Origin of the sequence: Acinetobacter sp. YH12040, assembly GCF_013420005.1 — a bacterium.
Taxonomy (GTDB): domain Bacteria; phylum Pseudomonadota; class Gammaproteobacteria; order Pseudomonadales; family Moraxellaceae; genus Acinetobacter; species Acinetobacter amyesii.
In genome coordinates, this window is record NZ_VOZB01000009.1 from 17,371 (window position 1) to 42,662 (window position 25,292).

The window sequence follows — 25,292 nt, forward strand, 5'->3', positions numbered from 1 at the left end:
ACAGCCTCAACTTTTTATTGAGGCTCTATTCCAAAAACACTGATTTTTCAAAGCGCCTGAATTGCATAGCATAGAACCAATTCTTCAGCGAGTTTCGCCATGATTTGGTTTGTCATCACAGTTTTTGCAATCGCAGGTCTAATTAAAGGCACGATTGGGTTAGGCCTGCCTGCGGTATCGATGGGCTTACTCACCATGGTGATCAGTCCATTTCAGGCAGCTACGTTATTGATCATTCCATCTATGGTGACCAACTTTTGGCAACTATTTGCCGAAGGGCAGGTGCTGCGCCTCATTCAACGCTTTTGGCCCTTGTTACTTGGGATTATCGTCGGTTCAATTTGGAGTATTTTTCCAACTTTAGGACATGGTGAATTTAAAAGTGAAGCATTACTGGGGGGCATGTTGGCACTATACGGACTGTATGGGCTTTGTGCGAAAAGCTTACCGAACTTTGCACCACATGAAAAATGGCTATCTCCAATGATCGGTTATCTCGGTGGAGCGCTGACTGTAGCCACAGGTGTGGTGGTGATCCCGGTAGTACCATATTTGCAAGGTTTGCAGCTCAAACGCGATGATCTTGTACAGTCACTCGGTTTGGCCTTTACCACATCAACCATTTGTTTGGCAGTGTTCTTACAGCAAAATCCTGTGGAAGATCTTCCGATTGATTATGCCATGTCAGCCATGGCACTGATTCCTGCGCTCATTGGTATGTGGGCAGGGAAAAAAATCCGTTACCGCATTCCAGAACAAAAATTCCGTAAGGTGTTTTTTATCGGGTTGATTGCCCTCGGTAGCTATATGATGCTGCACCAGTTTGGCGTGATTTAAAGCCTAGACTTAGCCATCTAAAGTAGATTTTTGTGACAGTAGAAACTGACTGAAATGCTGATAATTTAAAGGTAAATCATCAAAATTACGTGCGGTGAGGAGCAGTTTTCGATTGGCCCATTTACCGCTGAGCTCAACTTGGGCAAAGGCATACAAACTGATTAATCGTTGGGCCGCACGTTTTGGCATGATGGCAACGCCCACACCATTCGCTATCACTTGCGCGATCGCGGCAAAATTCGGCAAACGCAGCCGATACTGAATTTCACAGCCGAATAATTTGGCTTGTGCCTCGATCGATTGTTGCAAGGAATGATATTGCATCAAACCGACAAAGGGATAATTTAAAATCTCTGCGGGTTTGACGCTAGATATCGAGGCCAATTCATGAGTTATAGGACAAATCAGCACCAACGGATCATCTGCAAACTCAAGCGTTTGTAGTTGTTCAGATTTAAAGAAACCTGAAATTAAGCCTAGTTGTGCATTACCTTGCTCTATCGCTGCAATGATGTCTTTAGACTCGGCTTCATGCAGCTCAATTTGTGTATTGGGATTTTCCAGCAAATAGCGTGGCAGCAAAACTGGCAAATATTCACTTTGTGCAGATGAATTACACCATAAGGTCATATTGGAACTTAGCCCATGGGCAAAGGGCAGCATCGCGTATTCTAATTGTTGCCCCTCACCTAAGATGCGCTGTGCATGTTCAACCAAGGTTTGACCGGCAAGAGTCAGTTTGACCCCTTTGGCTTGGCGAGTGAACAGGGCTGTGCGGTAATGCTGTTCGAGTTTTTTAATCCGTTCACTGGCTGCTTGTAGCGAGATGGCAGAACGAGCAGCGCCTTTGGTCAGACTACCGCTGTCTACAATGTGCAGTACCAATTGAAGGTCGAACAAATCCAGTCGCATACAGTGTATTCCTTGGCTAATGCCTTATCTTACCGAAAGAACAGCTATAAAAAAAAGCGACCTTTCGGCCGCTTTTCAAATAAATGTTGTATTCTTTTTTAAATGCTTTGGAGGCTTATTCTGATTTATCGCCCAAGCTAAAGAACCAGTTCAAAATCAGCGCTGCAAATGTAGCAGTACCAATACCACCTAAGTTGAAGTTACCGAATTGAAGTGCAAAGTCACCCGTACCTAAAATAATCGTGACTGCTGCCACCATCAGGTTTTTGTTTTTTGAGAAATCGACTTTGTTTTCAATCCAAATTTTCGCACCTGCAATGGTAATTAGACCAAATACAACAATCGATGCACCTGTCAAAATGGCTTGCGGAATGGTATGAATAATCGCGCCAAATTTTGGTGAAAGACCAAGGAAAATGGCAAATACACCTGCAAAGACAAAGACGATAGTTGAGTAAACGCGAGTCACTGCCATCACACCAATATTTTCGCCATAAGTGGTCATACCCGGACCGCCGACACCGCCTGAAAGTGTGGTTGCAACACCATCTGCAACGAAGGCTTTACCAATGTGCGGATCGAGGTTTTCACCTGTCATCGCGCCCACAGCTTTGATGTGGCCAAGGTTTTCAGCAACCAAAATCAACGCAATCGGTGCAATGATCAGCATGGCATTGAAATCAAAAACAGGCGAATGGAATTGAGGAACACCAAACCAAGCTGCATCTTGTACTGGAACGAAGTTGATTGGTGTGCCATGACCCATGACATTGGAAATGATGTAATACACCAAGTAAGCGAGTAGAAGGCCAACTAAGAGTAATAGACGTTGTAATAAACCTTTGGTGAACACAGCAATTGAACCCATACATAGTACGGTTACTAAAGCCATCCACATATTAAAGTTATTACCGGCAACCCCTTTAATGGTCACTGGGGCAAGGTTGAGACCAATGATCATCACCACTGCACCTGTAACGACAGGCGGCATAAGTTTTTCAATCCAACGGGTACCCGTTGCCATCACGATAAAACCAAAAATGGCATATAAAATACCGCAGGCCATAATCCCGCCAGCAGCCAATGCGATATTGGCATTTGCTGCGCCAGTACCTGACGCTGCATAACCGGTTGCCGCGATCACCACACCAATAAAGGCAAAACTAGAGCCTAAATAACTTGGTACACGACCACCTGTCATAAAGAAGAACAGGATGGTACAGATCCCCGACATTAAAATCGCAAGGTTGGCATCAAAGCCCATCAAAAATGGCGCAAGGACAGTTGCACCAAACATTGCAAAGGCATGTTGTATCCCCAATACAACACTTTGCACCGGAGGTAGGTACTCATTTGTACCTACAGGACGTGCATCAATATTGCCTTCGTACGGGCGCCATTTGGGAAACCAATTGGACATAAAATGAGCACTCAATAGATAAATTGTGCACATCATACTCTTGTTTTTTAGAAGATTTAATCTCTTTTAAAAATATTTTGTTCAAACTAATTACATGACTTTACATGTAAATTTACCAAATGGTAAAAGTTTTGAGGGTGTAAAAAAGGCATTAAATCATGCAATTAATCAAATAGGCTTGGAGCCAATTCTTCATAAATTTTTCTTATTTTATATATTCCAAAATAAATTAAAACCAATATGACTGGTCAAAAAAAAAGCACACAGTTCTGTGTGCTTTTTGAAAACTTGGAAGATTTAGCCAGTGTTACGCAAACCTGCCGCAATACCCGCGATGCTGACCATCAACGCATGGTCAACTGGGGTATTTTCAGCCTGACGCTCGGCAAGGTAAGCGCGGCGGCGTTTCATCAGTTCGGCTTGTAGTAAATGTAGCGGCAATAAATAAGGCTTACGCACCTTCATGGATTGGTCGAGCACATCGTTACTGCTAAGTAATTTCGATTCACCTTTGAGTGCTAATAGCGTTTGTACCGCATCACGTAAACGCTGACGTAACTCTTCGCCCAACTGTTTGAGGTCTGCGTCATCCGTCAGATGAGACTCATAATATAGCGCCACATGACCATCAGCCTTAGACAAGACCATTTCCAACATATCAATCAGGGTTTGGAAATACGGCCATTGCTCTAACATTTCTTCGAGTGTCTGCTTTTGACCTTGATCAATCACTTGATTAATCGCAGCACCTGTACCGAGCCAAGCAGGTAGCATCAAACGGATTTGCGTCCATGCGAACACCCAAGGAATCGCACGTAATGACTCAATTCCACCGCTAACTTTACGTTTGGCTGGGCGTGAGCCGAGCGGTAACATTTGTAATTCTAGTTCTGGCGTTACAGTCCGTAGGTATTTTACAAAATGCGGATTTTCACGCACGGTTTGACGATACACCTGTACCGACAGATCCGTCATGCTGTGCATGAGCTGACGCCATTCCTGTTTGGGTTCAGGCGGTGGCAATAAGGTCGCTTCTAAGGTCGCAGCGGTGTAAATTTCTAAGTTTTGTAAGGCAATGCCTTCTAATCCAAACTTGAAGCGAATCATTTCCCCTTGTTCTGTGACACGAATCGCTCCTGAAATCGAACCCGGTGGCTGTGAAAACAGCGCTTGCTGTGTCGGCGCACCACCACGGCTGATTGAACCGCCACGGCCATGGAATAATGTCAGTTGTACATCATGCTTTTTCGCAACCGCGGTTAATTCTTCCTGCGCACGATACTGCGCCCAGTTTGCCGACATAAAGCCCGCATCTTTGGCAGAGTCTGAATAGCCAATCATCACCTCATGTTTACCCTGAATATGCTGCTTATACCAATGCATATTGAATAGGGTATTCATGGTACGGGCGGCACCATCCAAATCTTTTAAGGTTTCAAACAGTGGCACGACACGTAGCGCTTGTTTGATGCCGGCTTCTTTTTGCAGTAACAATACAGCCAAGACATCACTCGGATGTTCGGCCATGGAAATAATATAAGCCCCTAAACTTTCAGGTGGCTGTTCTGCCAAAGTGCGCATGGTCGCAAAGACTTCTTGTACATCTGGATGTTCAATCAGACTTTGTTTCGGCTCATTTAAAAACTTCGGTAACAGTGGACGTTTGCTTTGGAGTTCCTGAATCAAGAAGTTTTGACGGGCTTGCTCCGTCCATGTTTCAAAATTGCCTAAACCTAAATATTCAGTAATGGCAGAAATCGCTTGGCGATGACGCGTGGATTCCTGACGAATATCGAGTTTGAGTAATTCGATACCGAAACAATTCACTCGATGAATAAAGTCGAGTAACTGACCATTGGCAATTTCAGGTAAACCGCTGTCAATCAGTGAACGGTAGCAAACCAATAGTGGATCGAGCAGCTCATGGCGGCTTTTAATGACTTGGCTATCGTCAGCATCTTCGCCACGGAGTTTTAGTGCCAACCAGTGACGAGTGGCTTTGAGGCGTTCCCGCGCATCACGTAGATATTCACGATATGGTTCAGGGTGGAAATGACCCAAGGCATCACTAAGCTCTTTGCTGCATTCTTGAATCGAAAGTTCCCAGCGCAGGTCTTCGATATCGCGTAAATACAAGTCGGCAGCTTTCCAACGTGAAAGCCACAGTACTTCTTGAGTAATGTTATGGGTGACGTTTGGGTTACCATCACGGTCACCGCCCATCCATGACGCAAAGCGCACAGGGGCAACATTTAAAGGCAAGGTCTTGCCACAATGATCTTGAACCATGCCATCCAATTCACGCATGAATTTGGGTACAGCATTCCACAGGGTCTGTTCAATGGTCGTGAAGCCCCATTTGGCTTCGTCGACAGGCGTCGGGCGATGTTGACGAATTTCGTCGGTTTGCCATGCCGAGCAAATTAGTTGTTTTAAATCATCCAGTACGGCTTTGCGTTCGCGTGGCGTAAGTTTTTGTTGATCCATTTTAAACAGGCAATCATTAATCCCATCATATTTTTGGATCAAGGTACGGCGGCTGACTTCGGTTGGATGTGCAGTCAGGACCAGTTCAATTTTTAATTCACAAATTTGTTGGAACAGTTGGTCCGCACTGATGTTATTGCTTTTAAATTTTTCAAATAAATGATCGAGTGGATTCGGTGATGGTGCTTGCTCATCAAACTCACTTTGGCGACGGCTGCGCACCACATTGTACTGTTCGGCAATATTGGCAAAGTTGAGAAAGTGCGTAAATGCACGGGTCAGTGGCAGAATTTCTTCATCTTTTAAATTTAAAAATAATTGTTCTAACTGTTTTTCAGCTTCAACTTGTCCATCGCGCGCGCCTTTAGACAAAGCACGAATTTGCTCTACTTGATTAAACAAATCTTGTCCTGCATGCTGCTTTAGGGTTTCACCTAATAAATTGCCCAGTAAGCGCACGTCTTCACGTAATGGAGCATCAATTTGTTGAATCATTTGTTATTTCTCCGCGTATTCCTGTCTCGACTATACCCCGAAAGTGCTGTGGCAAAAGGGGGTACAGACAAAAGTCGGATGACTTTTCTAGGTAAATGAGCAATAGCTATGCCATTTGTTTCAGTTTAGCGTTGAAATATTTCAGAAAATGCTTAGCTCTGCGTGCTGAGTTGATATTTCAGCATAAAGATTTCGATGGCAGAGTGAATAATGGCCTGTCGCTCTGCTGCTTCAGGTACTGGGCGCATGCCCAATAAGACTTCTTGATGGCGTAGTCCCATCAGTAGCGACACAATCAGTTCAGTTTGTCGGGCAGGATTATCCGGCTGAATGAAATTTAAAGCGGCTGCGTCTTGAAAAAATTTTTCCCAGACTTGGCGCATTTTTAAATGTGAGGCACGGAAAAACTGGTCGACCAAGGGACTGTGTTCGGCAGCTAATTCCAAAAGTAATAAATCCAGTTTAATGGCTTCTGGCAAATTCATGATGTTCAGCCCCAACTCACAAATTTCAACGAAAGCCTGCATAAAATGACTTTCGCTGTGCAGATGTCGCGGGCGGGTATTCAAAATATATTCACAGGTGTCTTCAATCGCACTGGTAAATAAAGTGGCTTTGTCCTGAAAATGGTTATAGACCGTCAGTTTGGTGACCCCTGCATGTTGCGCAATCTGATTCATGCTGCAACCGTGATAGCCCATTTCTAAAAATAATTGTTTCGCAGACTCTAAAATCCGTTGTCGTTTTTCTAAGTCTTTCGGGCGGCCGACATTCATTTGCTGAAAAAATTCCAAAAAAGGCGAAAAGGTCATTGATTTCGGATAATTAATCTAATTAATGTACCGCATGGTTTATTAATTAAAAAATAACCAAATTAATTGAATAATATTCTGCCCTAAAAAAGACTTTTTATTAAGAGCGAACTTCATGAGTACGATTAAGATCACAGTTGTCAGCATGATTATCGTTTGCAGTGTGACCTTATGGGGATGCAGCAAGGATAAAGCCCAAACGGAACAGGAAGTGCCATTTGTGATGGTGACTCAGCCAGGCGCCACACATTTTGAACAAAAAAGTTATGCGGGTGATGTACAAGCACGCCAGCAAACGGCTTTGGCGTTTCGGGTTGGCGGTCAAATCACTGAGCGCTATGTCGATGTTGGAGACCAAGTCCGAATCGGGCAAGTCTTGGCAAAATTAGACGTCAAAGATGCACAGCTGCAACTGAATGCAGCACAAGCGCAGCTTGAAAGTGCGCGTTCCGCTGCACAGATTGCTGAAGATGAACTAAAACGCTTTAAGCAATTATTGCCAGTCAATGCTGTGAGTCGTTCGCAGTACGATGCGGTAGAAAACCAATATAAAGCAGCACAGTCGAATTTAAAGCAAGCTCAATCAAATTATGATGTGAGTCGTAATCAGACCGGTTATAACCAATTAATTGCCAATAAAACTGGGGTCATTACTGAGCGCAATATTGAGATTGGTCAAGTGATTGCAGCAGGACAACCGGCATTTCAATTGGCGATTGCAGGTGAACGTGAAGTGGTCATTGGTGTGCCTGAACAAGCGGTTACTGAAATTAAAACAGGGCAGGATGCATGGGTCACCTTGTGGTCTAAACCACAGGAAAAATTTGCAGGCTATGTACGTGAAATTAGTCCTGCTGCCGATCAGTCTCGTACATATAGTGTCAAGGTGGCATTGCGTGAAGGCAATAGCGCCATTCAACTGGGGCAAAGTGCACGGGTATTTTTAACCAAAGCACAGCAGAATGTTTTGCATGTGCCGTTATCGAGTGTGTCTGCGAGTGGTCAGCAGGCATATGTGATGGTGGTCAATGCAGATAATACGGTACGTAAAGTTCCAGTGAGTTTAGGTGAATACGGACGTGACAGCGTGCCCGTACTTAGTGGTCTGCAAGCAGGGGATTTTGTGGTGGTTGGCGGCGTGCATTTGCTCCGCGAAAAACAAAAAATACAACCTGTTGATCGTGAAAATCGTGCGGTACACATTCAGACAGGAGTTAAATAATGAATTTTAACTTGTCTGAGTGGGCACTGAAAAATAAAGGTTTAATCCTTTATTTTATGATTCTGCTGGGCATCGTTGGGATATTTTCCTATTCCAAATTGTCGCAGAGTGAAGACCCGCCATTTACCTTTAAAGTCATGGTGATTCAAACCTATTGGCCTGGTGCAACAGCCAAAGAAGTTTCGCTACAGGTCACCGATCGAATTGAAAAAGAACTGATGACCACGGGGCAGTATGAACGTATCATGGCGTATTCACGTCCGGGTGAATCCATGGTGACCTTTGTGGCCAAGGACAGTCTACGTTCGCAGCAAGTCCCCGATGTTTGGTACACCGTGCGTAAAAAGGTCAATGATATTCGCCATCAATTACCATCTGGGGTGCAAGGTCCTTTCTTTAATGATGAGTTTGGTGACACCTTCGGTAATATCTATGTGCTGACCGGCAAAGACTTTGACTATGCCACCATGAAGGAATATGCCGACCGTTTACAGCTCCAGTTACAACGAGTCAAAGACGTTGCGAAAGTGGATTTGATTGGTCTACAAGATCAAAAAGTTTGGATTGAAATTTCCAACACCAAAGCTACGCAAATGGGCATACCTGTGACGGCGATTCAACAAGCCTTGCAGCAGCAAAATACGGTTGCCAGTGCCGGCTTTTTTGAAACTAATTCAGACCGAATTCAAGTGCGTGTCAGTGGTAATTTACAAAACATTGATGAACTGCGTCAGATGCCCTTATTGGTGAATGGTCGAACCATTCAATTGGGTGATGTAGCAGATGTACATCGTGGCTTTAGTGATCCACCGCAGCCTCGTATGCGTTTTATGGGTGAAAATGGTTTAGGCATTGCCGTGTCGATGCGTAAAGGTGGCGACATTCTGGCTTTGGGTAAAAACCTTGAAACAGAATTTGCCCGCTTGCAAAAAACCTTGCCCTTGGGCATGGAACTAAAAAAAGTATCGGATCAGCCTGTAGCCGTGAAGCGCAGCGTCAATGAGTTTATGAAAGTCCTCGCTGAGGCGGTGATTATCGTCCTATTGGTGAGCTTCTTCTCCTTGGGTTTCCGTACAGGATTGGTTGTGGCATTTTCCATTCCCTTAGTCTTGGCCATGACTTTTGCTGGCATGCAGATGTTTGATGTCGGTTTGCACAAGATTTCTTTGGGAGCATTGATTCTCGCACTCGGTTTATTGGTGGATGATGCGATTATTGCTGTCGAAATGATGGCGATCAAAATGGAGCAGGGCTATAGCCGGTTACAAGCCGCCGGACATGCATGGCGGACGACTGCATTTCCAATGCTAACAGGCACGCTAATTACGGCTGCAGGATTTTTGCCGATTGCCACAGCCGCATCGAGCACAGGCGAATATACCCGCTCGATTTTCCAAGTGGTCACCATTGCATTGGTGGTGTCATGGTTTGCAGCAGTACTGTTTGTTCCCTATCTGGGGGATAAATTACTACCCGACTTCAACAAAGATTTGGTACAAAAAGCCCCATGGTATCAGCGCCTGTGGGCACGTTTGCGCAAACAACCTGAACCTCAGCCGATGGTGCATCATGCCGGCGAACATCACGATCCTTATCAGTCTCCGTTTTATCAACGTTTCCGTGGTTGGGTCGACACTTGTGTGACCTATCGTAAGACGGTGATTGCAGCGACAGTTGGCATCTTTGTGTTATCGATTTTAATGTTTAAAACTGTACCACAGCAGTTCTTCCCACCGTCAAACCGTGCTGAAATTTTAGTGGATTTAAAGCTCGAGGAAGGTGCATCTCTGAAAGCCACAGAAGCGGCCGTAAAAAAAGTCGAAGCGTTCTTGTCGAAAAAACAAGGCATTGATAATTTTGTGGCTTATGTGGGGACAGGTTCACCGCGGTTTTATTTACCTCTAGATCAGCAGTTGCCCCAAGCCAGTTTTGCTCAGTTTGTGGTATTGGCTTCATCTTTAGATGATCGCAATGAAATTCGTCAGTCATTAGCAGAAGAAATCCGTAAGCTCTTACCTGAAGTACGTACTCGCGTTTCACTTTTAGAAAATGGCCCACCTGTGGGTTATCCATTGCAGTTCCGCGTGTCGGGTGAAGATCTAAGCTTAGTGCGTGAGTGGGCACAACGTGTGTCTGCAAAAGTCAGTGAAAATCCGAACACTACCAATGTGCATTTGGATTGGGGTGAGCCAAGCAAAGTCATTAAACTGGACATCGACCAAGATCGCGCACGTCAAATGGGGGTTTCCAGTCTAGATCTGTCCAATTTCCTGAATAGTTCAATCAGTGGTGCAGTGATTAATCAGTATCGTGAGAAACGAGAGCTGATTGAAATTCGGATGCGTGGTGATCAAGCGGAGCGATTGGATGTCGGTTCGCTCAGCAGTTTGGCAGTACCAACCAGCAATGGTGGTTCAGTGCCATTGGCGCAGATTGCGAAAATTGAGTATAGCTTTGAAGAAGGTTTGATTTGGCATCGTAACCGTTTACCGACCATTACTGTGCGCGCGGATATTCGCAGTAAATTGCAACCTGCAACGGTGGTGGGTGAGTTAAAAGATTCATTTGATCAGTTACGTGCAGAGATGCCGAATGGTTATCTACTTGAAGTAGGCGGCACTGTGGAAGAGTCAGCACGAGGCCAAACTTCTGTAAATGCGGGCATGCCATTATTTCTCGCAGTTGTCATGACTTTGTTGATGATTCAATTACGCAGCATTTCACGGGCGATGATCGTATTTTTAACAGCACCTTTGGGCATTATTGGCGTGGTGTTATTCCTGTTATTGTTCAATAAACCCTTTGGTTTTGTGGCGATGCTCGGCACGATTGCACTGTCTGGAATGATTATGCGCAATTCACTTATTTTGATTGATCAGATTGAACAAGATATTCAGTCTGGGGAGTCGGCTTGGGATGCGATTATCAATGCGACGGTACGTCGTTGCCGTCCAATTGTGCTGACTGCATTGGCCGCTGTATTGGCGATGATTCCACTTTCTCGCAGTATTTTCTTCGGTCCAATGGCCGTGGCGATTATGGGTGGATTGATCGTGGCGACCCTGCTGACCTTGTTCTTTTTACCTGCGTTATATGCACAGTGGTTTAAAGTGAAAAAAACTCAGCAGAATCCTTAAAAGTGTCATAATATTGGGTGCGAAATATTGAATTTTTCTCTATAGTAGCACCTGATCTACAAAGACATTTTTAAAAAGTAAAACAACCACAAGTGCAGCGCGGCATATTGTGGTGTACGGGGTTGAATCACAGATGACAGCAGAGAGTTTAGCTAAGTATCGCCGTTATGTTGCGATTTCTTATGTCTTCATGTTTTTCGCTTTATTTACCCTGATTAGTGGTGTATTTGCCTACGGCTTTGCACGCAAAGTGACTCAAATCGATTCTGCAGAAGTTTGGCTACAAGCCCAAGCGCTTTGGGTCATGCGCACCGTTGTGATTTATTCGATGATGGCCATTTTTGCCGCACTGTGGTTTATTCCTTTATTCTTCTATTATTGGGACACCTATCTTTGGGTGACTGCATGCACAGTAATTGGTGTGGTCTTTGCTGCGATTGCCTTTTTGTATTTATTAAATGCATGGATCCAAGGTCTATCTAAATTCGTTAAAAATAAGGCTGTTTTCTAAGTCGATTTATTTTTTTCCTGCCTACCCCTTGAAAAAATGGTTTGATTCCCCAATTTCAGACCACAGTTAAGTATTAAATTAAATTCCGTGAGGAGCATCGCCAGACATGGCTAAACGTGATTATTATGAGGTTTTAGGTGTATCTAAAACCGCAAGTGATGATGAAATTAAAAAAGCCTACCGTAAGTTGGCGATGAAGTATCACCCTGACCGTAATCCAGATAACCCAGAAGCTGAAGAAAAATTCAAAGAAGCTGCTGAAGCATATGAAGTTTTATCGGACAGCGAAAAACGTAGTATGTATGACCGTATGGGACATCAAGCTTTTGAAGGCGGCATGGGCGGCGGCGGTGGCTTCGGTGGTGGTTTTAGCGCAGAAGATATTTTTAGTCAGTTTGGTGACATATTCGGTGGCGCATTTGGCGGTGGTGGCCGTGGTGGTCAGCAACGTGCACGCCGTGGTTCAGACTTACGCTATGTTATGGAGCTTACCCTTGAGGAAGCTGTAAAAGGCGTGAAAAAAACCATTACCTTTACTGCGCCAGCGCCATGTGATGCCTGTGGTGGTAAAGGATCTAAAAATCCAAACGACGTCGAAACCTGTAAAACTTGTCATGGTGCAGGTCAAGTGCGTATGCAACAGGGCTTCTTCTCTGTGCAGCAAACCTGTAGCACATGTCGTGGTCAAGGTAAAATTATTAAGAACCCATGTAATAAATGTCATGGTTCAGGGGTTTCTGACCGTCAGCAAACTTTAGAAGTGACCATTCCTGCAGGTGTGGATAATGGCGACCGTGTACGTTTAAGTGGCAAAGGTGAGGCTATCCGTGATGGCCAAGCAGGCGACTTATATGTAGAAGTGGTGGTACGTGAACACGAAATCTTCCAACGTGATGGCGCTGACCTATATATGGATGTGCCTGTAAGCATTGCAGATGCTGCATTGGGTAAAGAAATTCAAATTCCGACACTCGATGGTCGTGTGAGCTTGAAAGTACCTGAAGGGACTCAAACCGGTAAATTATTCCGCTTACGTGGTAAAGGTGTGAAACCTGTACGTACCAGCATGACCGGTGACTTACTCTGCCGTATTGTGGTGGAAACGCCTGTGAACTTAACGGCTCGTCAACGTGAATTGTTGAAAGAGTTACAAGACACGATGGATGGCGATGACAATAAATCATCTCCGAAGAAAAAATCATTCTTCGACCGTTTGTTTGATTAATTGAAATGATTTGCTTGAGTTCGCTGTGATGTGAACTCAGGTATAAAAAAGCCTGCATAATTGCAGGCTTTTTTATCGAGCATTTTAAGGTTTCGGAGGAGTTATCGGCGCTAATAAACTCTCATAGCTCATGTCGAGCCGATAAATATTTTTAAGACGCTGTAGCTGATGACGTGCTTCAGCCTCACGACCATTAAATGCCAATAAACGTGCATATTTAATGATGTGATATTTCGCTGGGTAGCTGCGAACCAATTTTTCAGTCTCCTGAATGGTTTGTTCAGAAACGATGGAATACGGATTTAAACGAATAATCGCCACCCGATGTCTAAATTCCGTCAGCAAATAGATCGGCTCATGGTTGGTGATTTTCTCCGGCATTTTTTCATATTTTGATGCCTGACCCAGCTGAATCGCTGCATTGGCATAATCACGATAAATCACCGTAATCAGCACGGCACCAATCACGAAAACAATGCGGATAAACCACGGAGACAGACTCAATGTAGCCGTCTGTGGCTTTGCTGCTTGAAGAATCCCGATAATAAAACCCGCAGGTAGTAAGAAATATGCGTAGTTTTGCGGAAACTCCAACATGGCATGAATAACGAAGACACCGACCATTAATAGGCAAATGACAGATAATGCAGACTTGGCTAACTTCTGTAATTGGATGCCCCAATAAGCGAAATAGGCCAAGAACGGCACACCAATAATGGCGCCATTCCACAATAAGAAATCCAAAATAAAGTTGTGTGAGCTACGAATCCATACAGGCCCTTGCACCGTGTCAGAGATCGAGACAAAAGCACTACTGGTTTGATGCCAACCATAGCCAAACCAAGGCTGTGCAGCTACGGCATGCGCCATTTGTTGCCAAATGGCTAAACGAGACATATCTCCACCAGCACGTTCGGCTACGTCACGACTTTCTTGAATATTCATGTCGGATATTTGGCTCATGATTTGACTTAATTTTGGCATCAATACAATCAGTGCCACAAAGCCGATAAACCAGGCCAAGCTGTAAAACCAGCGAAGACGGATATAATCTTTGTACTGTGCATAAGCCAAATAGACTAGGACACAGATACTTGCCACCCAAGAGGTGCGAGATTGGCTGAGCGCGACCCCAATTAAAATAGGAATTGCACAAGTGACCAAATAGCGGGTTTTAACTTTTTGCTGTTCATAAACATATAGGCAGGCTAACAAAGACATGAGCAAAAACGTGGCCATGTTATTCGGCTGAGCAAAGTTTGCAAATGGGCGCGTAGTTCCACTAATTTTCATCACAAAAGGAAGAAACGAGTCGAAATCTAACCACTGACATATTGCGATGAGCCCTGTCATGACCCCAGAAGCAACAAAGGTATAGCTCAGGTATAGGAAGTTTTTTTCGCGTTTTTCTGTACCTTGCGAGAGGCTAAAACCAAGATTGATACACAGCCAGAAGCTGAACACAAACAGCATGCAGAGCAAGGCGATACTAAAATAATATACCTGCCCAAAAGCCAGTTGGACGAAGGGAATCAGCGCTAAAAGCAACAGGGGCAAGGAAATTTTTGCCACCATGAGCTTTTCTTTAAAGAAGGTTGCCGCTAAGGCAAACAGAGCAAAGAAGGTATAAAGCTCACCGGTATACGTGGCCCAAGGTCGGTAATGAATCGGAATCAGCCATGCCAGTGCAATACAGACTGCCGCACAAAGATACAATAGGGTTTTCATGAATATTCAAGATCAATAGAACGTGCCTATCATACCGTGAAAATACCCAAACTTGGTGAGGGAATAGTCAGCGTCTGTGGTAGAAGTTGATTTGCAAAAGTCCTTCGGAAAATGCAGGATTTTTTTGTTTGTAACTTAGCCTGCGCATGGAGTTTTGATATAGTAAGACCAATTTCGAATCAACATTAGGAAAATGTTATGTCAGCAGCTCCACGTATTGGTATCTTGGGCGCAGGCGGTCGTATGGGACGCATCTTAATTCAGGCGGTTCAGCAAGCTGGTTATCAATTGGCTGCTGCGGTAGAACGTCCTGAAAGTAGCTTGGTCGGTGCAGATGCCGGTGAACTTGCAGGGATTGGCGCGGTTGGCGTAAAGGTTGTCGGTAACCTAGCTGAGGTTTTAAAAGATTGTGATGTCGTGATCGATTTTACTGCACCTGCAGCAACAGCACAGCATCTTAAACTTTGCCGTGAAGCAGGCGTTGCGATTGTCATTGGTACCACAGGTATGAATGATGAGCAAAAAGCTTATCTCGATGAAACAGCAACAGAAACCCCAGTAGTCTATGCAGCGAACTATTCTGTCGGTGTAAACGTTTCAATCAAACTTCTTGAATTGGCATCAAAAGTGTTTGGCGATACTGTGGATATTGAAGTGATTGAAGCCCATCATCGCCATAAAGTTGATGCACCATCAGGTACAGCGCTGATGTGGGGTGAAGCCATTGCCGGTGCTTTAGGACGTGACTTAAAACAAGATGCTGTGTATTGCCGTGAAGGTCATACGGGTCCACGTGAACGTCAAACCATTGGCTTTCAAACGATTCGTGGTGGTGACATTGTCGGTGAACATACTGCGATGTTTATTGCGGATGGCGAACGTGTTGAAATTACCCATAAAGCGACTAACCGTATGAACTTTGCCTCTGGTGCAGTACGTGCAGCTGCATGGGTAGTTGGTCGTGAAGCACGTAAGTACGATATGAAAGATGTACTGGGTTTTAACGATATTGACGTATAAAAGCGCGTTAAAATCCGTTATAACAACAGCATAAAATTAAAATAAGACGATCAATGGAATGAAAAAAGTCATCTTTATGGCCTGTGCTGTCGCATTCACTGCGGCAGTACAAGCGAAAACTATGGATAATGCCAAACTCACGATTAATAAAAATAATATTAAGGTTTGGACCTACCAAAATGCTCAAAATCCTGTCTTTCAATACAAAGCTGAAACTAGTTTTGATGTGCCCATCGAAAAAGCGGTTTCCCTGATTTTAGATGTGGAAAATGCAGTGAATTGGGTCCCTTATATGGGCAGTGTCAAAGTCTTATCCCGCGATGACCAGAAAGGTGAATTCAGTTTATATATGGTGTTGGATTTTCCTTTTCCCTTAAAAGACCGTGATTTGGTGGTACAAGGCAAAATGCGTAAAGATGCACAAGGCATCATTAGCATCCAAAATAAAGCAGTTAAAAAAGGTTATCCGATCAATCCCAATTATGTACGCCTCACCGACTATGAGGGCGATTGGACCTTCCAGCGTTTAGGCAATCAAAAAGTCAAAGTGTCGACCTATGGCTATGCCAATCCGGAAGGCTCCATTCCGCTCAGTTTCGTGAATATGTTTGTGCAGCAACAGCCTTATCAAATGCTACAAAAAATGAAAGTGCAGCTGGGTAAAAGCAAAACTGTTGTGACCTTTCCCGAAATTTTAAAATAAGCCTTAGCAATGATTTAGTTCAATATGAACGATCAATGACTTTGCTGATCAGGCAGACGAAATGCCGTCAATTGCTGCATGTGCTGTGCTTCTGGAAGTTCGATACTGAGTAAGGTTTGTTCTGGAAATGGATGCGGATGTAACTTGATTTGAAATTGCCGCGCGGTCATTTGTTCACAGGCAAAGCGAAGTTTGGCTTGCTGCGGCATGATATTCATGCCGTTTTCAGATTTGGCTTTATAAATATATAGCTGCTGATGTAACCCGCCGCTAGTGATCGGTTGGATCTGCTCAAGTTCATATTGCGTCAGTTTTTGGGCACTCAAAAAACCTTGAATTAAAGATTTACAGATAAAATTTTGCTGGCTTTGAGCTTGAGTGTGCTGTTCGGGTTGGCACGCCATAAGCGTGAGTGTACTGATGATGATTAGACCCGCTCGAAGCTGCGTGAAGTCATTCATTTAATTTTCCCCCTATCGTTATTTTTGAGATATCAACCTGATGCATTCAGCTTAAATCTGTTAACTTAATGGGTACAGATACAAGAATGATTAAAAAAAGGGTACAGATGGCTTTTCAATATCAGCAGCTTGCGCAGCAGTTGGCACAGAAAATTTATAGTGGTGAATTGGCCGCAGGGCAGCGTCTGTATGCGCTACGTCAATTTTCACAGCAGCATCAGATCAGTTTAAATACCGCGAAACGCTGCTATGAATTACTTGAAGCCAAAGGCCTGATTTATGTCAAAGAAAAGTCTGGTTATTTTGTGCAAGTCTCACAGAAAGCCCAGCAAATTGCCGTGCCGAATCATCCTGATTTTGATTCCCGACCTCGTGAAATTTCGAATTTAGAATTGCAAATTCAGATCCATGAAGCATCTGCAAATAGTCGCCTGATTCATTTGGGTTCAATTCAGTTGTCCCCCAATTTTGTTCCTGTTGAAGCAATCAGACGTTCAATCCAAAGGGCATTAAAGCATTGTAAACCAGAAGATTTTTTATATAACAATCGGCAAGGACATCCACAATTGCGTGAAGCTTTGTCGGCACATTGGGCTGAAGATGGTTTTTACATGCCTAAGAATGATATTTACATCAGCAATGGTTGTATGCCGGCTTTGTCAGTGATGTTGCAAAATCTGAGTGCGGAAGGGGAGAGTGTCATTGTCCCGACGCCGAACTATAACGGACAATTGCAATTATTGGCTTTATTGAAGCGGAAAATTGTTGAAATTCCTGCCAATACGGAAGGTTTTGATTTAGATCGTTTAGAGCAGGCAATGCGGGATTCAGGCGCGAAAGTATGCTTATTGACTGCAAATTTTCAAAATCCTTTGGGTTTTTGTTTAAGTAATGAAGATAAGGAACGAATTGCACAACTGGCTGAAAAATATCAATGTTATGTGATTGAAGATGATATTTATGCTGAGTGTAGTTTCAATGCAAAGCGACCATTGCCTATCAAATATTGGGATCGGGCGGGCTATGTGATCTATTGTGGGTCGATTTCAAAATCTTTATCGCCTTCTTATCGGGTGGGGTGGTTTTGTCTTCCACCACATTTGCAACATTTGCGTCCCAAATTACTTTTGCAAAATGATTCGGTGAATACGCCTTTGCAGTTAGGACTTGCCGATTTGATTTTTAGTCGTGCGTATCGACAACATCTTGCTGAATTGCGTCCTAAATTAATGGTGCAAGTCGAGCAGTATCGTCAGTATATTTACGATGTTTTTCAAGGGGTTGATGTCCGTCTAAATCGGCCTCAAGGCAGTTATGCACTGTGGTTGCAGATGCCTGAACAAATAGACAGTTTGGCGCTGTATTACCATGCGCAAAAACATGGCATCAATATTGTGCCAGGTTTAATTTTTGGTGAGGACAATCGTTATAACAACTGTATTCGTCTAAATGCCGGGCATGAGTTGTCTGTAGATATTCAGCAGGCCATTTTGTTGCTTGCAGATTGGGTGCGTAAGGAATGTAGAAACACAAATGTCATCTAGATTAATGAGTCCATAAAGCATACAAAAAAAAGCCTGCATGCAGCAAGCTTTTGGGGCTTAGATTTTTGCCGTTAAAAATCAGCTTTCAACACGATACGATAACGCACGTTTCCTGAATGCAAACGTTCAATCGCTTCATTCACCTGAGACATTGGATACATTTCAATTTGAGGTGCAATATTTTGACGTGCGGCGAATCGAAGTAATTCACGCAGTGCTGCAGGAGAGCCTGTTGATGAGCCAGTGACCGATTTAGCACCGCTGATCAGCATACCTGCGGGGATTTGCATCGGCTCAAGTGCTAGGCCAAGCATGTGAACGCTTCCATTCGGTGCCAAAGTCGAAAGATAGGCTTGCCAATCCAACGTCACATTGACCGTGCTTAAAATCAAATTGAACTTACCACGTTGTGCTTTAATTGCAGCAAGATCACGACTATTCACCACATGGTCAGCCCCCATGGCTTTAAGTTCATCGGTTTTATCTAGGTTTGAACTGAACGCAGTAATTTCACAGCCCCAAGCTTTGAGCAGTTTAATCGCCATATGACCTAAACCACCAATGCCGATCACGGCAACATGGTGAATGGCCTGAATTTGGTGCTGTAATATGGGATCAAATACCGTAATCCCACCGCAGAGCAGAGGGCCAGCACTGGTTGGGTCGAGATCATCTGGAAGGGGAATAACCCATTGCCAGCCAGCACGGACTTTGTCGGCAAAGCCACCTGCATGACCGACGATCGTCGCTGTCTTGGTTCCGGTACATTGCACTTGGCGACCATCGATACATGGGTCACAGTGTTGACAACTTTCTGCTGTCCAGCCAATGCCTACACGCTGTCCGATTTTCAGTCCTTTGGCTTCGCTGCCGAGTTGGGTAATGGTTCCTATCACTTCATGCCCAGGGACTACAGGATAAACCGAAGATTTCCAATCATTTTGGATAATAGAAATATCTGAGTGACAAAGACCGCAATACTCGACTTTGACTTCAACCTGATGGGCTTGTAATTCACCTGCATCAAATTGGTAGGGAACAAGGGCTTCACCACTGTTCATTGCTGCATAGGCGTGGATTGTATTGTCACTCATTATTCTATCCTTTCTGTTTTTGAGGTCATTCTGCGAGCGTGTATTTAAAGTCACAGTGATTTTCATGATCATTGACCATGCCGATAGCTTGCATCAGAGCATAACAAGTCGTTGGGCCGACAAATTTAAAACCATGCTGTTTTAATGCTTTGGACATGGCCTGACTTTGAGCGGTTTGTGCAGGGGCGCTGCGATATTCAACAACATCGTTGTTGGCAATGTGACCTTCGACAAAATTCCAAAGAAATTCCACCGGATGAATCCCTTGGGCTTTTAACTGTTGCCATGCTTTGGCATTATCACGAATGGCAGTGAGTTTGCCGATATGGCGAATCAAACCTGAATCTTGTAATTTTTCTTGTAATTGTAGGTCACTCAACGCTGCAATTTCGGCAATGGGATATTGAAAAAAATGCTGCTGATAACAGGCCCGTTTTTTCAGCACAGTGATCCAAGACAGCCCCGCTTGTTGTCCTTCAAGACACAGCATTTCAAAGAGATGCTGCTCATCAAAGCTAGGTTTAGCCCACTCAGTGTCGTGGTAGGCAATATACAAAGGATCTTCGGAGCACCAAGCACAGCGTTGTATCGTCATGTTGAATACTCCTTTTGACTTAAATTTTAAAGACAGTCCATTGGTCGTTTTTATTGTCCCAATACAACAGTTCCGCTTGATCGAGATCGGCAAATTGAATCCATACATCTTTACCTGATTTGTCTGCGTAGCCGGTGCTGATGAGTAATGCTTCTTCAGTGATCTCCATGATCCAGCCCTGATAAGACTGTCCATTGAGGCTGATTTTTTGTTGATTACCAGATTCTGCAAATTCCACCAGACGATTGATCAACGCTTCTGACATGTATGTTTCCTAAAATTAACGTAAATACGGATAGGGGTTAACGGCATTGCGACCTTTCTCACCCAAGTAAATGCCATAATGCAAATGTGGTGCAGTATGTCGAGCATTGCCAGTATTACCTACATAGCCAATGACATCACCTTTTTTGACATAGTCGCCGACGTTTAAGCCACGTTTATGACCATCAAGATGCGCATAATAATGCCAAGAACCTGCGGGCCCCATAATCCATATCACTTTACCACCCAAATTGTTATTACGTAAGTCAGCAACTAAACCTTCTGTAGCACTGAGAACTTTTGTTCCACGTGGAACAATAATATCAATGCCTTCGTGGCTTCGTCCTTGGCTACGCGCTGCGCCCCAAGTATCCTTGAGCGCACTTCGTTTGACTTGATGAACAGGAACAGGCAATTGATTGGATAAACGCATGTTTTGTAATTTTTTCACTTCATGAGCAGGCAATGTACTGCCTGATGGTTTGGGTGGAGTCGACGTACAGGCGCTGAGTAAAAGCAAAATAAAACCAATACCACCGAACAATCCTTTGCGAAGCTGAAAAAATCCTTGAGTCACATTTGTCCCTATACAATTGATGAGCAGTTCAAAACTATGGCATAGAATGGCTTTCGAGTTCTAGCGTAGAAATGAGTTTTTTCATGGCGGTTGGAATACCGAGTGCAGTGGCTTGTATCGGGGTATACCACTGTGCGTTGCATTCAATGGCTAAATGCTCTTTTTGATCGGCAGCAACGGTAAATACAGTAGCTTCTAAAAGCCAAGTGAAGTGGGTAAAGCTATGTGATATCTGCACTTGAGTGGTGGTAGGTTTCAGTCCAAGCTGCTGAGTGTGGGATTGAAACTCATGGGGTTGATCAAAAATAGGTAAACACCATAGACCGCCCCATAGACCGCTATTCGGACGTTGTATCCAAAGCCATTCTCCTGCAGATTGAATCAGCATGACTTGAGCCTCTCTCACTGGAACAGGCTTTTTAGGCTTTTTATAAGGTAATTCAGTTTCTAAACCCTGAGCATGTGCTTTGCAGTGCTGTTGCATGGGACAATATAAACAGAGTGGTTTTTTCGGCGTGCATACCGTTGCACCCAGATCCATAATCGCTTGGGTATAATCGTGGTTGCGTTCAGTGGGGCAGAGCTCTGTCGCCAGTTGCCACATGGCCCGTTCATGTACAGGTTTCGATAAATCATCTTCTATAGCAAAGAAACGAGACAATACTCGCTTGACGTTGCCGTCCATAATCACGCCATATTGTCTTAAACCCAAAGACATCAGCGCACCCGCGGTAGACGGGCCGATGCCCGGTAGTTCCATCCACTGCTCAAGATTGCTTGGAAAATGTCCCTGACGTGCAACAATTCCTGCGGCTTTGTGTAAGTTCCGAGCCCGTGCATAGTAGCCTAAGCCAGCCCAATAGGGCGCCACATCATCCCAAGAGGCATGGCCTAAATCTTCAACAGTCGGAAATCGTTGAATAAATCGATCAAAATATTGTAGGACAGTTTTGACTTGGGTTTGTTGCAGCATAATTTCTGAAACCCACACTTTGTAAGGGTCATCCTTCACTTGCCACGGTAAGTCATGACGACCATGGACATCAAACCAGTCGAGAAGGGCATCAGAAAAGTTAAACATGCAATACAGTCAAAATTGAAAAAATCTGCCTAGTATACATCTTTCTATAGGCATTCTTTTTTGTTCAAAACGAAATCTGTATATCAGGGGAAATGCAAAAATAGTGGCTATCAAAAAAGGAGCCGAAGCTCCTTAGTGAGTGTGAATTTTTAAAGTTTAGCTTTTAAAGCCCCAGCGGGTATCAAGCGCCAATGTTTGGTTTTCATAACGTGGAATAATGTGAATATGCACATGTTCAGTGGCTTCGCCAAAAACTTGTCCATCATTAAACCCAATATGAAAGCCAGTAGGTTGATAGCGTAAATTTAATTCATTACGCGCTTGTTCAAGTAAGGACATTAAACTTTTACGTTCTTTATCAGTAATTTCAAAAAATGAACCAACATGACGTAGTGGGACAATGACAGCATGCCCTTTAGACAGTGTATGTGGTTCAGGAAGTACAACACCAAAATCATTTTTTGCAATCACGTCATATTCGTCAAAATTGCAATATGGACAATTGAGTTCTGTCATTGTGCTCTCCTCATTTTTATAAATTCAATATTGGTAGTGGTTCTTAGCGATTTAAGAACCAAGCTGGCGTGCTAACAAGGCATACATGGCCGCTAAGCTTTGTTGTTCTGCAGTAGCGTTATAAGCTAAATCTACGCCGTTGGCTTTGGCGCGTTCATCCGCCATCGGGTTGCTAAAGCCATGTTTTGCACCTTCAAAAATATTGATTTGATACTTCACTTGGGCAGCATCCATTTCATTTCTAAAGGTTGCAACATCATTTAAGCTCACCATCGAGTCGAGCTCACCATGTTGCACTAAAATCTCTGCTTGAACTTGTCCTGTTTGTACAGGAGTCGCTGTAGCAAGTGTTGCATGGAAGGTCACCACAGCTTTTAATGCAGCACCTGAACGAGCTAAATCCAGCACGACTTTTCCGCCATAGCAAAAGCCTATAGCTGCGAGTTTATCTGCATTTACTTCTTTTTGCTGTGCCAAAGTGTGTAATGCAGCAGACGCACGGGTCACAATAGTGTCGGCATGATCAAAAGTCTGCATCATCCATTCATAAGCTTGCTTGGCATCTGTGGTGACTTTTTTGTCACCATACATGTCCAAAGCGAAAGCAGCATAGCCGTGTTCAGCCAATTCACGCGCACGTTGTTCGGTATATTCATTGCGTCCCCACCATTCAGGGGCAACTAACACACCTGCGATCGCAGTGTCTAACTCTGGAGCAGCAAAATAGCCAAAAAGTTGAGTTCCATCCGCTGCTGTATATTGAATTTCGCGAGTCTTAATTTTAACGGTCATGGTCAAATCCTTATGTGCGGCTACGCAGTTGATGAAGATTTAAAATAAATGGAAATTGGTTTTTGTGAAATAAATATAAGATATCAATGTGAATTTTAAGTCAAATCAATCAAAAAAATTGTAAAAGAAAATAATGGTACGAAGAAATATTGAGGAGCACCGAGATTTGTCGATGCTCCTGAAGTGGGTATTGTTATTTAGGGAGAACTTCAATGAGCTCTACATCAAAAATCAGCGTGCTATTTGGCTCAATGACGTCTGCTGAACCAATTTGACCATAGCCCAAATTGGCAGGAATGAAGAAGCGATATTTTGCACCTTCTTTCATCAACTGTAGACCTTCCGTCCAACCCTGAATGACTTGGCTCACTTGGAACATCGCAGGTTGGTTACGTGCAATTGAACTATCAAAAACAGTGCCATCAATTAAGCGCCCTTCATAGTGAACTTTCACTTTTGAATTGGCTTTGGGTGACTTGCCTTTGCCGGCTTGAATGACTTGATACTGCAGGCCAGATTTCGTGACCTGAATACCTGGTTTTTTGGCATTCTCAGCAAGAAACGTAGTGCCAATAGTCGCATTTGCGTCCGCTTTTTTCTTCAATTCAATCAGTTGTTTCGCTTCGGTTTGCTTTTTATATTGAGTTAAAGCACGAGTCATTTCTTCATCTGTTAATGACGAAGCTTGACCTTTAGAAGCTGCCTTTAAACCTGCAACAAATGCATCAATATCCAAATCCTTAATGGATTCAGCATTACTGCGTCCCATTAAATAACCAAAACTATAACCCACTTGTTCTGCAGCACTACTTTTATTACTGACATCTTTGGCAAATACAGTGCTTGAGCAGAGTGCCAAACACAACATACTGATCTGTAATTTCATGACCGAGTCTCAAAATAAAGCAGGAGAGCAAAAAAGCTCTCCTGTACCGGTTTTATTATTTAACTTCAATGAGTTCTACATCAAAAATTAAAGTACTGTTCGGTGGAATTGTTCCTGGAACACCTTGAGCACCATAACCTAGGTTTGAGGGAATATATAAAGTAGCTTTGCCACCTTCCTTCATTAACTGTAGACCTTCAGTCCAACCCGGAATTACTTGGTTTAACGGAAATTCAATTGGCTCGCCGCGCTGTACTGAACTATCAAATACTGTGCCATCTACTAACTTACCTGTGTAGTGGACTTTAACAACCGATGTCGCTTGTGGTTGTTTACCTGTACCTTCTTTCGTTGTTAGGTACTGTAAACCAGAAGCTGTGGTTTTAACCCCAGCTTTGCTTTTGTTTTCTGTTAAGAAATTATCGCTGCTACTTTGTGCTTGCTTATTGCTTTCAAGTTGTTTGTTTTGCATTTCTTGCTGGAACTCAGCATATGCTTTTTGTAATTCTTCTTCAGTATATGCAGGTTTTGCACGAGCATGGCCTGCACGAACGCCAGTGACAAAGCTATCAATATCTAATTCTGGAGGCGTTTGATGGGCAACTTCATAACCTAGAGCATAGCTGATTTTAGCGACAGCAGAAGCATTTGCAGCTGGTTGAGTTGATGTTGCTGATTGCGTAGCAGGTGTTTTAGTTGCATAGTAAACAGGAACAAGTGCGGCACCGCCGAGTAATACAGCGACAGCGATAGGTAGGGCCTTACTCATATATTTTCCCACAATTATTTTATATGTAAAAAGTTGCTGAAATTCTAGCAGACTTTTCCTGTTCAGCGCTTACCTATCTCTATGATCAGGTAAGGTGCAGGAAAGATCATCATAGTCATGTTCTTATTTTTATACTATAACGGTATGAATATATAAAACATTTTTTATACAGAAAGTGGCATGCAATATAAATTTCGCAAATAA

General features: G+C 43.6%; 23 protein-coding genes. 8 read left to right on the forward strand and 15 right to left on the reverse strand.

What is annotated here, in order from left to right:
- The first annotated feature begins 99 nt into the window (after positions 1 to 99).
- Entirely contained in the window at positions 100 to 837 is a 738-nt protein-coding gene (locus tag FTT99_RS11210) for a sulfite exporter TauE/SafE family protein (protein ID WP_180049573.1), read from the forward strand.
- A gap of 9 nt (positions 838 to 846) precedes the next feature.
- Here the strand turns inward: FTT99_RS11210 and FTT99_RS11215 are convergent, their stop codons facing one another.
- From FTT99_RS11215 to FTT99_RS11230, 4 genes are all read right to left on the reverse strand, one after another.
- Complete coding sequence (locus FTT99_RS11215; protein ID WP_180131355.1) at positions 847 to 1,749, reverse strand: LysR substrate-binding domain-containing protein; 903 nt, start codon at positions 1,747 to 1,749, stop codon at positions 847 to 849.
- A 115-nt stretch (positions 1,750 to 1,864) separates the two neighbouring features.
- Positions 1,865 to 3,169 (reverse strand): solute carrier family 23 protein, encoded by a 1,305-nt coding sequence (locus FTT99_RS11220; protein ID WP_180131352.1) that lies wholly within the window; start codon positions 3,167 to 3,169, stop codon positions 1,865 to 1,867.
- A 297-nt stretch (positions 3,170 to 3,466) separates the two neighbouring features.
- Positions 3,467 to 6,151: a phosphoenolpyruvate carboxylase gene (gene ppc / locus FTT99_RS11225; protein WP_180131350.1), complete on the reverse strand. Its 2,685-nt coding sequence runs from the start codon at positions 6,149 to 6,151 to the stop codon at positions 3,467 to 3,469.
- Positions 6,152 to 6,303: 152 nt separating this feature from the next.
- Positions 6,304 to 6,927, reverse strand: a complete 624-nt coding sequence (locus tag FTT99_RS11230; protein ID WP_180131347.1) for a TetR/AcrR family transcriptional regulator — start codon at positions 6,925 to 6,927, stop codon at positions 6,304 to 6,306.
- Positions 6,928 to 7,078: 151 nt separating this feature from the next.
- On the opposite strand from FTT99_RS11230, the gene FTT99_RS11235 reads away from it, so the two are divergent.
- The 4 genes from FTT99_RS11235 to dnaJ all read left to right on the forward strand — a co-directional run bounded on the left by FTT99_RS11235 (position 7,079) and on the right by dnaJ (position 13,058).
- Positions 7,079 to 8,185, forward strand: coding sequence for an efflux RND transporter periplasmic adaptor subunit (locus FTT99_RS11235; RefSeq protein WP_180131344.1), 1,107 nt, complete (start codon positions 7,079 to 7,081; stop codon positions 8,183 to 8,185).
- Positions 8,185 to 11,322 carry an efflux RND transporter permease subunit gene (locus FTT99_RS11240; RefSeq protein WP_180131341.1) on the forward strand — a complete coding sequence of 1,046 codons (3,138 nt, stop codon included), beginning with the start codon at positions 8,185 to 8,187 and terminating at the stop codon, positions 11,320 to 11,322. The genes FTT99_RS11235 and FTT99_RS11240 overlap by 1 nt, the downstream gene beginning before the upstream one ends.
- 133 nt (positions 11,323 to 11,455) lie before the next feature.
- Positions 11,456 to 11,833 (forward strand): hypothetical protein, encoded by a 378-nt coding sequence (locus FTT99_RS11245; protein ID WP_078194105.1) that lies wholly within the window; start codon positions 11,456 to 11,458, stop codon positions 11,831 to 11,833.
- Between the two features lie 106 nt (positions 11,834 to 11,939).
- Positions 11,940 to 13,058 carry a molecular chaperone DnaJ gene (gene dnaJ / locus FTT99_RS11250; RefSeq protein WP_180085953.1) on the forward strand — a complete coding sequence of 373 codons (1,119 nt, stop codon included), beginning with the start codon at positions 11,940 to 11,942 and terminating at the stop codon, positions 13,056 to 13,058.
- A gap of 84 nt (positions 13,059 to 13,142) precedes the next feature.
- Here the strand turns inward: dnaJ and FTT99_RS11255 are convergent, their stop codons facing one another.
- Positions 13,143 to 14,786, reverse strand: coding sequence for a PglL family O-oligosaccharyltransferase (locus FTT99_RS11255; RefSeq protein ID WP_180131338.1), 1,644 nt, complete (start codon positions 14,784 to 14,786; stop codon positions 13,143 to 13,145).
- 198 nt (positions 14,787 to 14,984) lie between these two features.
- Between FTT99_RS11255 and dapB the strand changes: the two genes are divergently transcribed.
- Positions 14,985 to 15,806, forward strand: coding sequence for a 4-hydroxy-tetrahydrodipicolinate reductase (gene dapB, locus FTT99_RS11260; RefSeq protein WP_078194102.1), 822 nt, complete (start codon positions 14,985 to 14,987; stop codon positions 15,804 to 15,806).
- Positions 15,807 to 15,864: 58 nt separating this feature from the next.
- Complete coding sequence (locus FTT99_RS11265) at positions 15,865 to 16,509, forward strand: START domain-containing protein (protein WP_180131335.1); 645 nt, start codon at positions 15,865 to 15,867, stop codon at positions 16,507 to 16,509.
- Between the two features lie 32 nt (positions 16,510 to 16,541).
- On the opposite strand, the gene FTT99_RS11270 is transcribed toward FTT99_RS11265, so the two are convergent.
- Positions 16,542 to 16,970: a hypothetical protein gene (locus FTT99_RS11270; RefSeq protein WP_257229290.1), complete on the reverse strand. Its 429-nt coding sequence runs from the start codon at positions 16,968 to 16,970 to the stop codon at positions 16,542 to 16,544.
- Between the two features lie 107 nt (positions 16,971 to 17,077).
- Here FTT99_RS11270 and FTT99_RS11275 point away from each other — a divergent pair, with 107 nt between their 5' ends.
- Positions 17,078 to 18,514 (forward strand): PLP-dependent aminotransferase family protein, encoded by a 1,437-nt coding sequence (locus FTT99_RS11275; protein ID WP_180131332.1) that lies wholly within the window; start codon positions 17,078 to 17,080, stop codon positions 18,512 to 18,514.
- Between the two features lie 71 nt (positions 18,515 to 18,585).
- Here FTT99_RS11275 and FTT99_RS11280 read toward each other — a convergent pair whose 3' ends face one another.
- The 9 genes from FTT99_RS11280 to FTT99_RS11320 all read right to left on the reverse strand — a co-directional run bounded on the left by FTT99_RS11280 (position 18,586) and on the right by FTT99_RS11320 (position 25,088).
- Positions 18,586 to 19,608, reverse strand: coding sequence for an NAD(P)-dependent alcohol dehydrogenase (locus tag FTT99_RS11280; RefSeq protein WP_180022938.1), 1,023 nt, complete (start codon positions 19,606 to 19,608; stop codon positions 18,586 to 18,588).
- 25 nt (positions 19,609 to 19,633) lie between these two features.
- Complete coding sequence (locus tag FTT99_RS11285; RefSeq protein ID WP_180131330.1) at positions 19,634 to 20,203, reverse strand: DNA-3-methyladenine glycosylase I; 570 nt, start codon at positions 20,201 to 20,203, stop codon at positions 19,634 to 19,636.
- 19 nt (positions 20,204 to 20,222) lie between these two features.
- Positions 20,223 to 20,468 carry a hypothetical protein gene (locus FTT99_RS11290; RefSeq protein ID WP_078191630.1) on the reverse strand — a complete coding sequence of 82 codons (246 nt, stop codon included), beginning with the start codon at positions 20,466 to 20,468 and terminating at the stop codon, positions 20,223 to 20,225.
- Between the two features lie 15 nt (positions 20,469 to 20,483).
- Complete coding sequence (locus tag FTT99_RS11295) at positions 20,484 to 21,011, reverse strand: M23 family metallopeptidase (protein ID WP_180131381.1); 528 nt, start codon at positions 21,009 to 21,011, stop codon at positions 20,484 to 20,486.
- Positions 21,012 to 21,078: 67 nt separating this feature from the next.
- Positions 21,079 to 22,125 carry an A/G-specific adenine glycosylase gene (gene mutY / locus FTT99_RS11300; RefSeq protein WP_180011066.1) on the reverse strand — a complete coding sequence of 349 codons (1,047 nt, stop codon included), beginning with the start codon at positions 22,123 to 22,125 and terminating at the stop codon, positions 21,079 to 21,081.
- A 156-nt stretch (positions 22,126 to 22,281) separates the two neighbouring features.
- Positions 22,282 to 22,641 (reverse strand): HIT family protein, encoded by a 360-nt coding sequence (locus FTT99_RS11305; RefSeq protein ID WP_078191628.1) that lies wholly within the window; start codon positions 22,639 to 22,641, stop codon positions 22,282 to 22,284.
- Between the two features lie 51 nt (positions 22,642 to 22,692).
- Positions 22,693 to 23,433, reverse strand: coding sequence for a dienelactone hydrolase family protein (locus FTT99_RS11310; protein WP_180161460.1), 741 nt, complete (start codon positions 23,431 to 23,433; stop codon positions 22,693 to 22,695).
- 193 nt (positions 23,434 to 23,626) lie between these two features.
- On the reverse strand, positions 23,627 to 24,319 hold the full coding sequence (locus FTT99_RS11315) for an FKBP-type peptidyl-prolyl cis-trans isomerase (protein WP_180161461.1): 693 nt from the start codon (positions 24,317 to 24,319) through the stop codon (positions 23,627 to 23,629).
- Positions 24,320 to 24,374: 55 nt separating this feature from the next.
- Positions 24,375 to 25,088 (reverse strand): FKBP-type peptidyl-prolyl cis-trans isomerase, encoded by a 714-nt coding sequence (locus FTT99_RS11320; RefSeq protein WP_078191625.1) that lies wholly within the window; start codon positions 25,086 to 25,088, stop codon positions 24,375 to 24,377.
- Positions 25,089 to 25,292 lie beyond the last annotated feature (204 nt).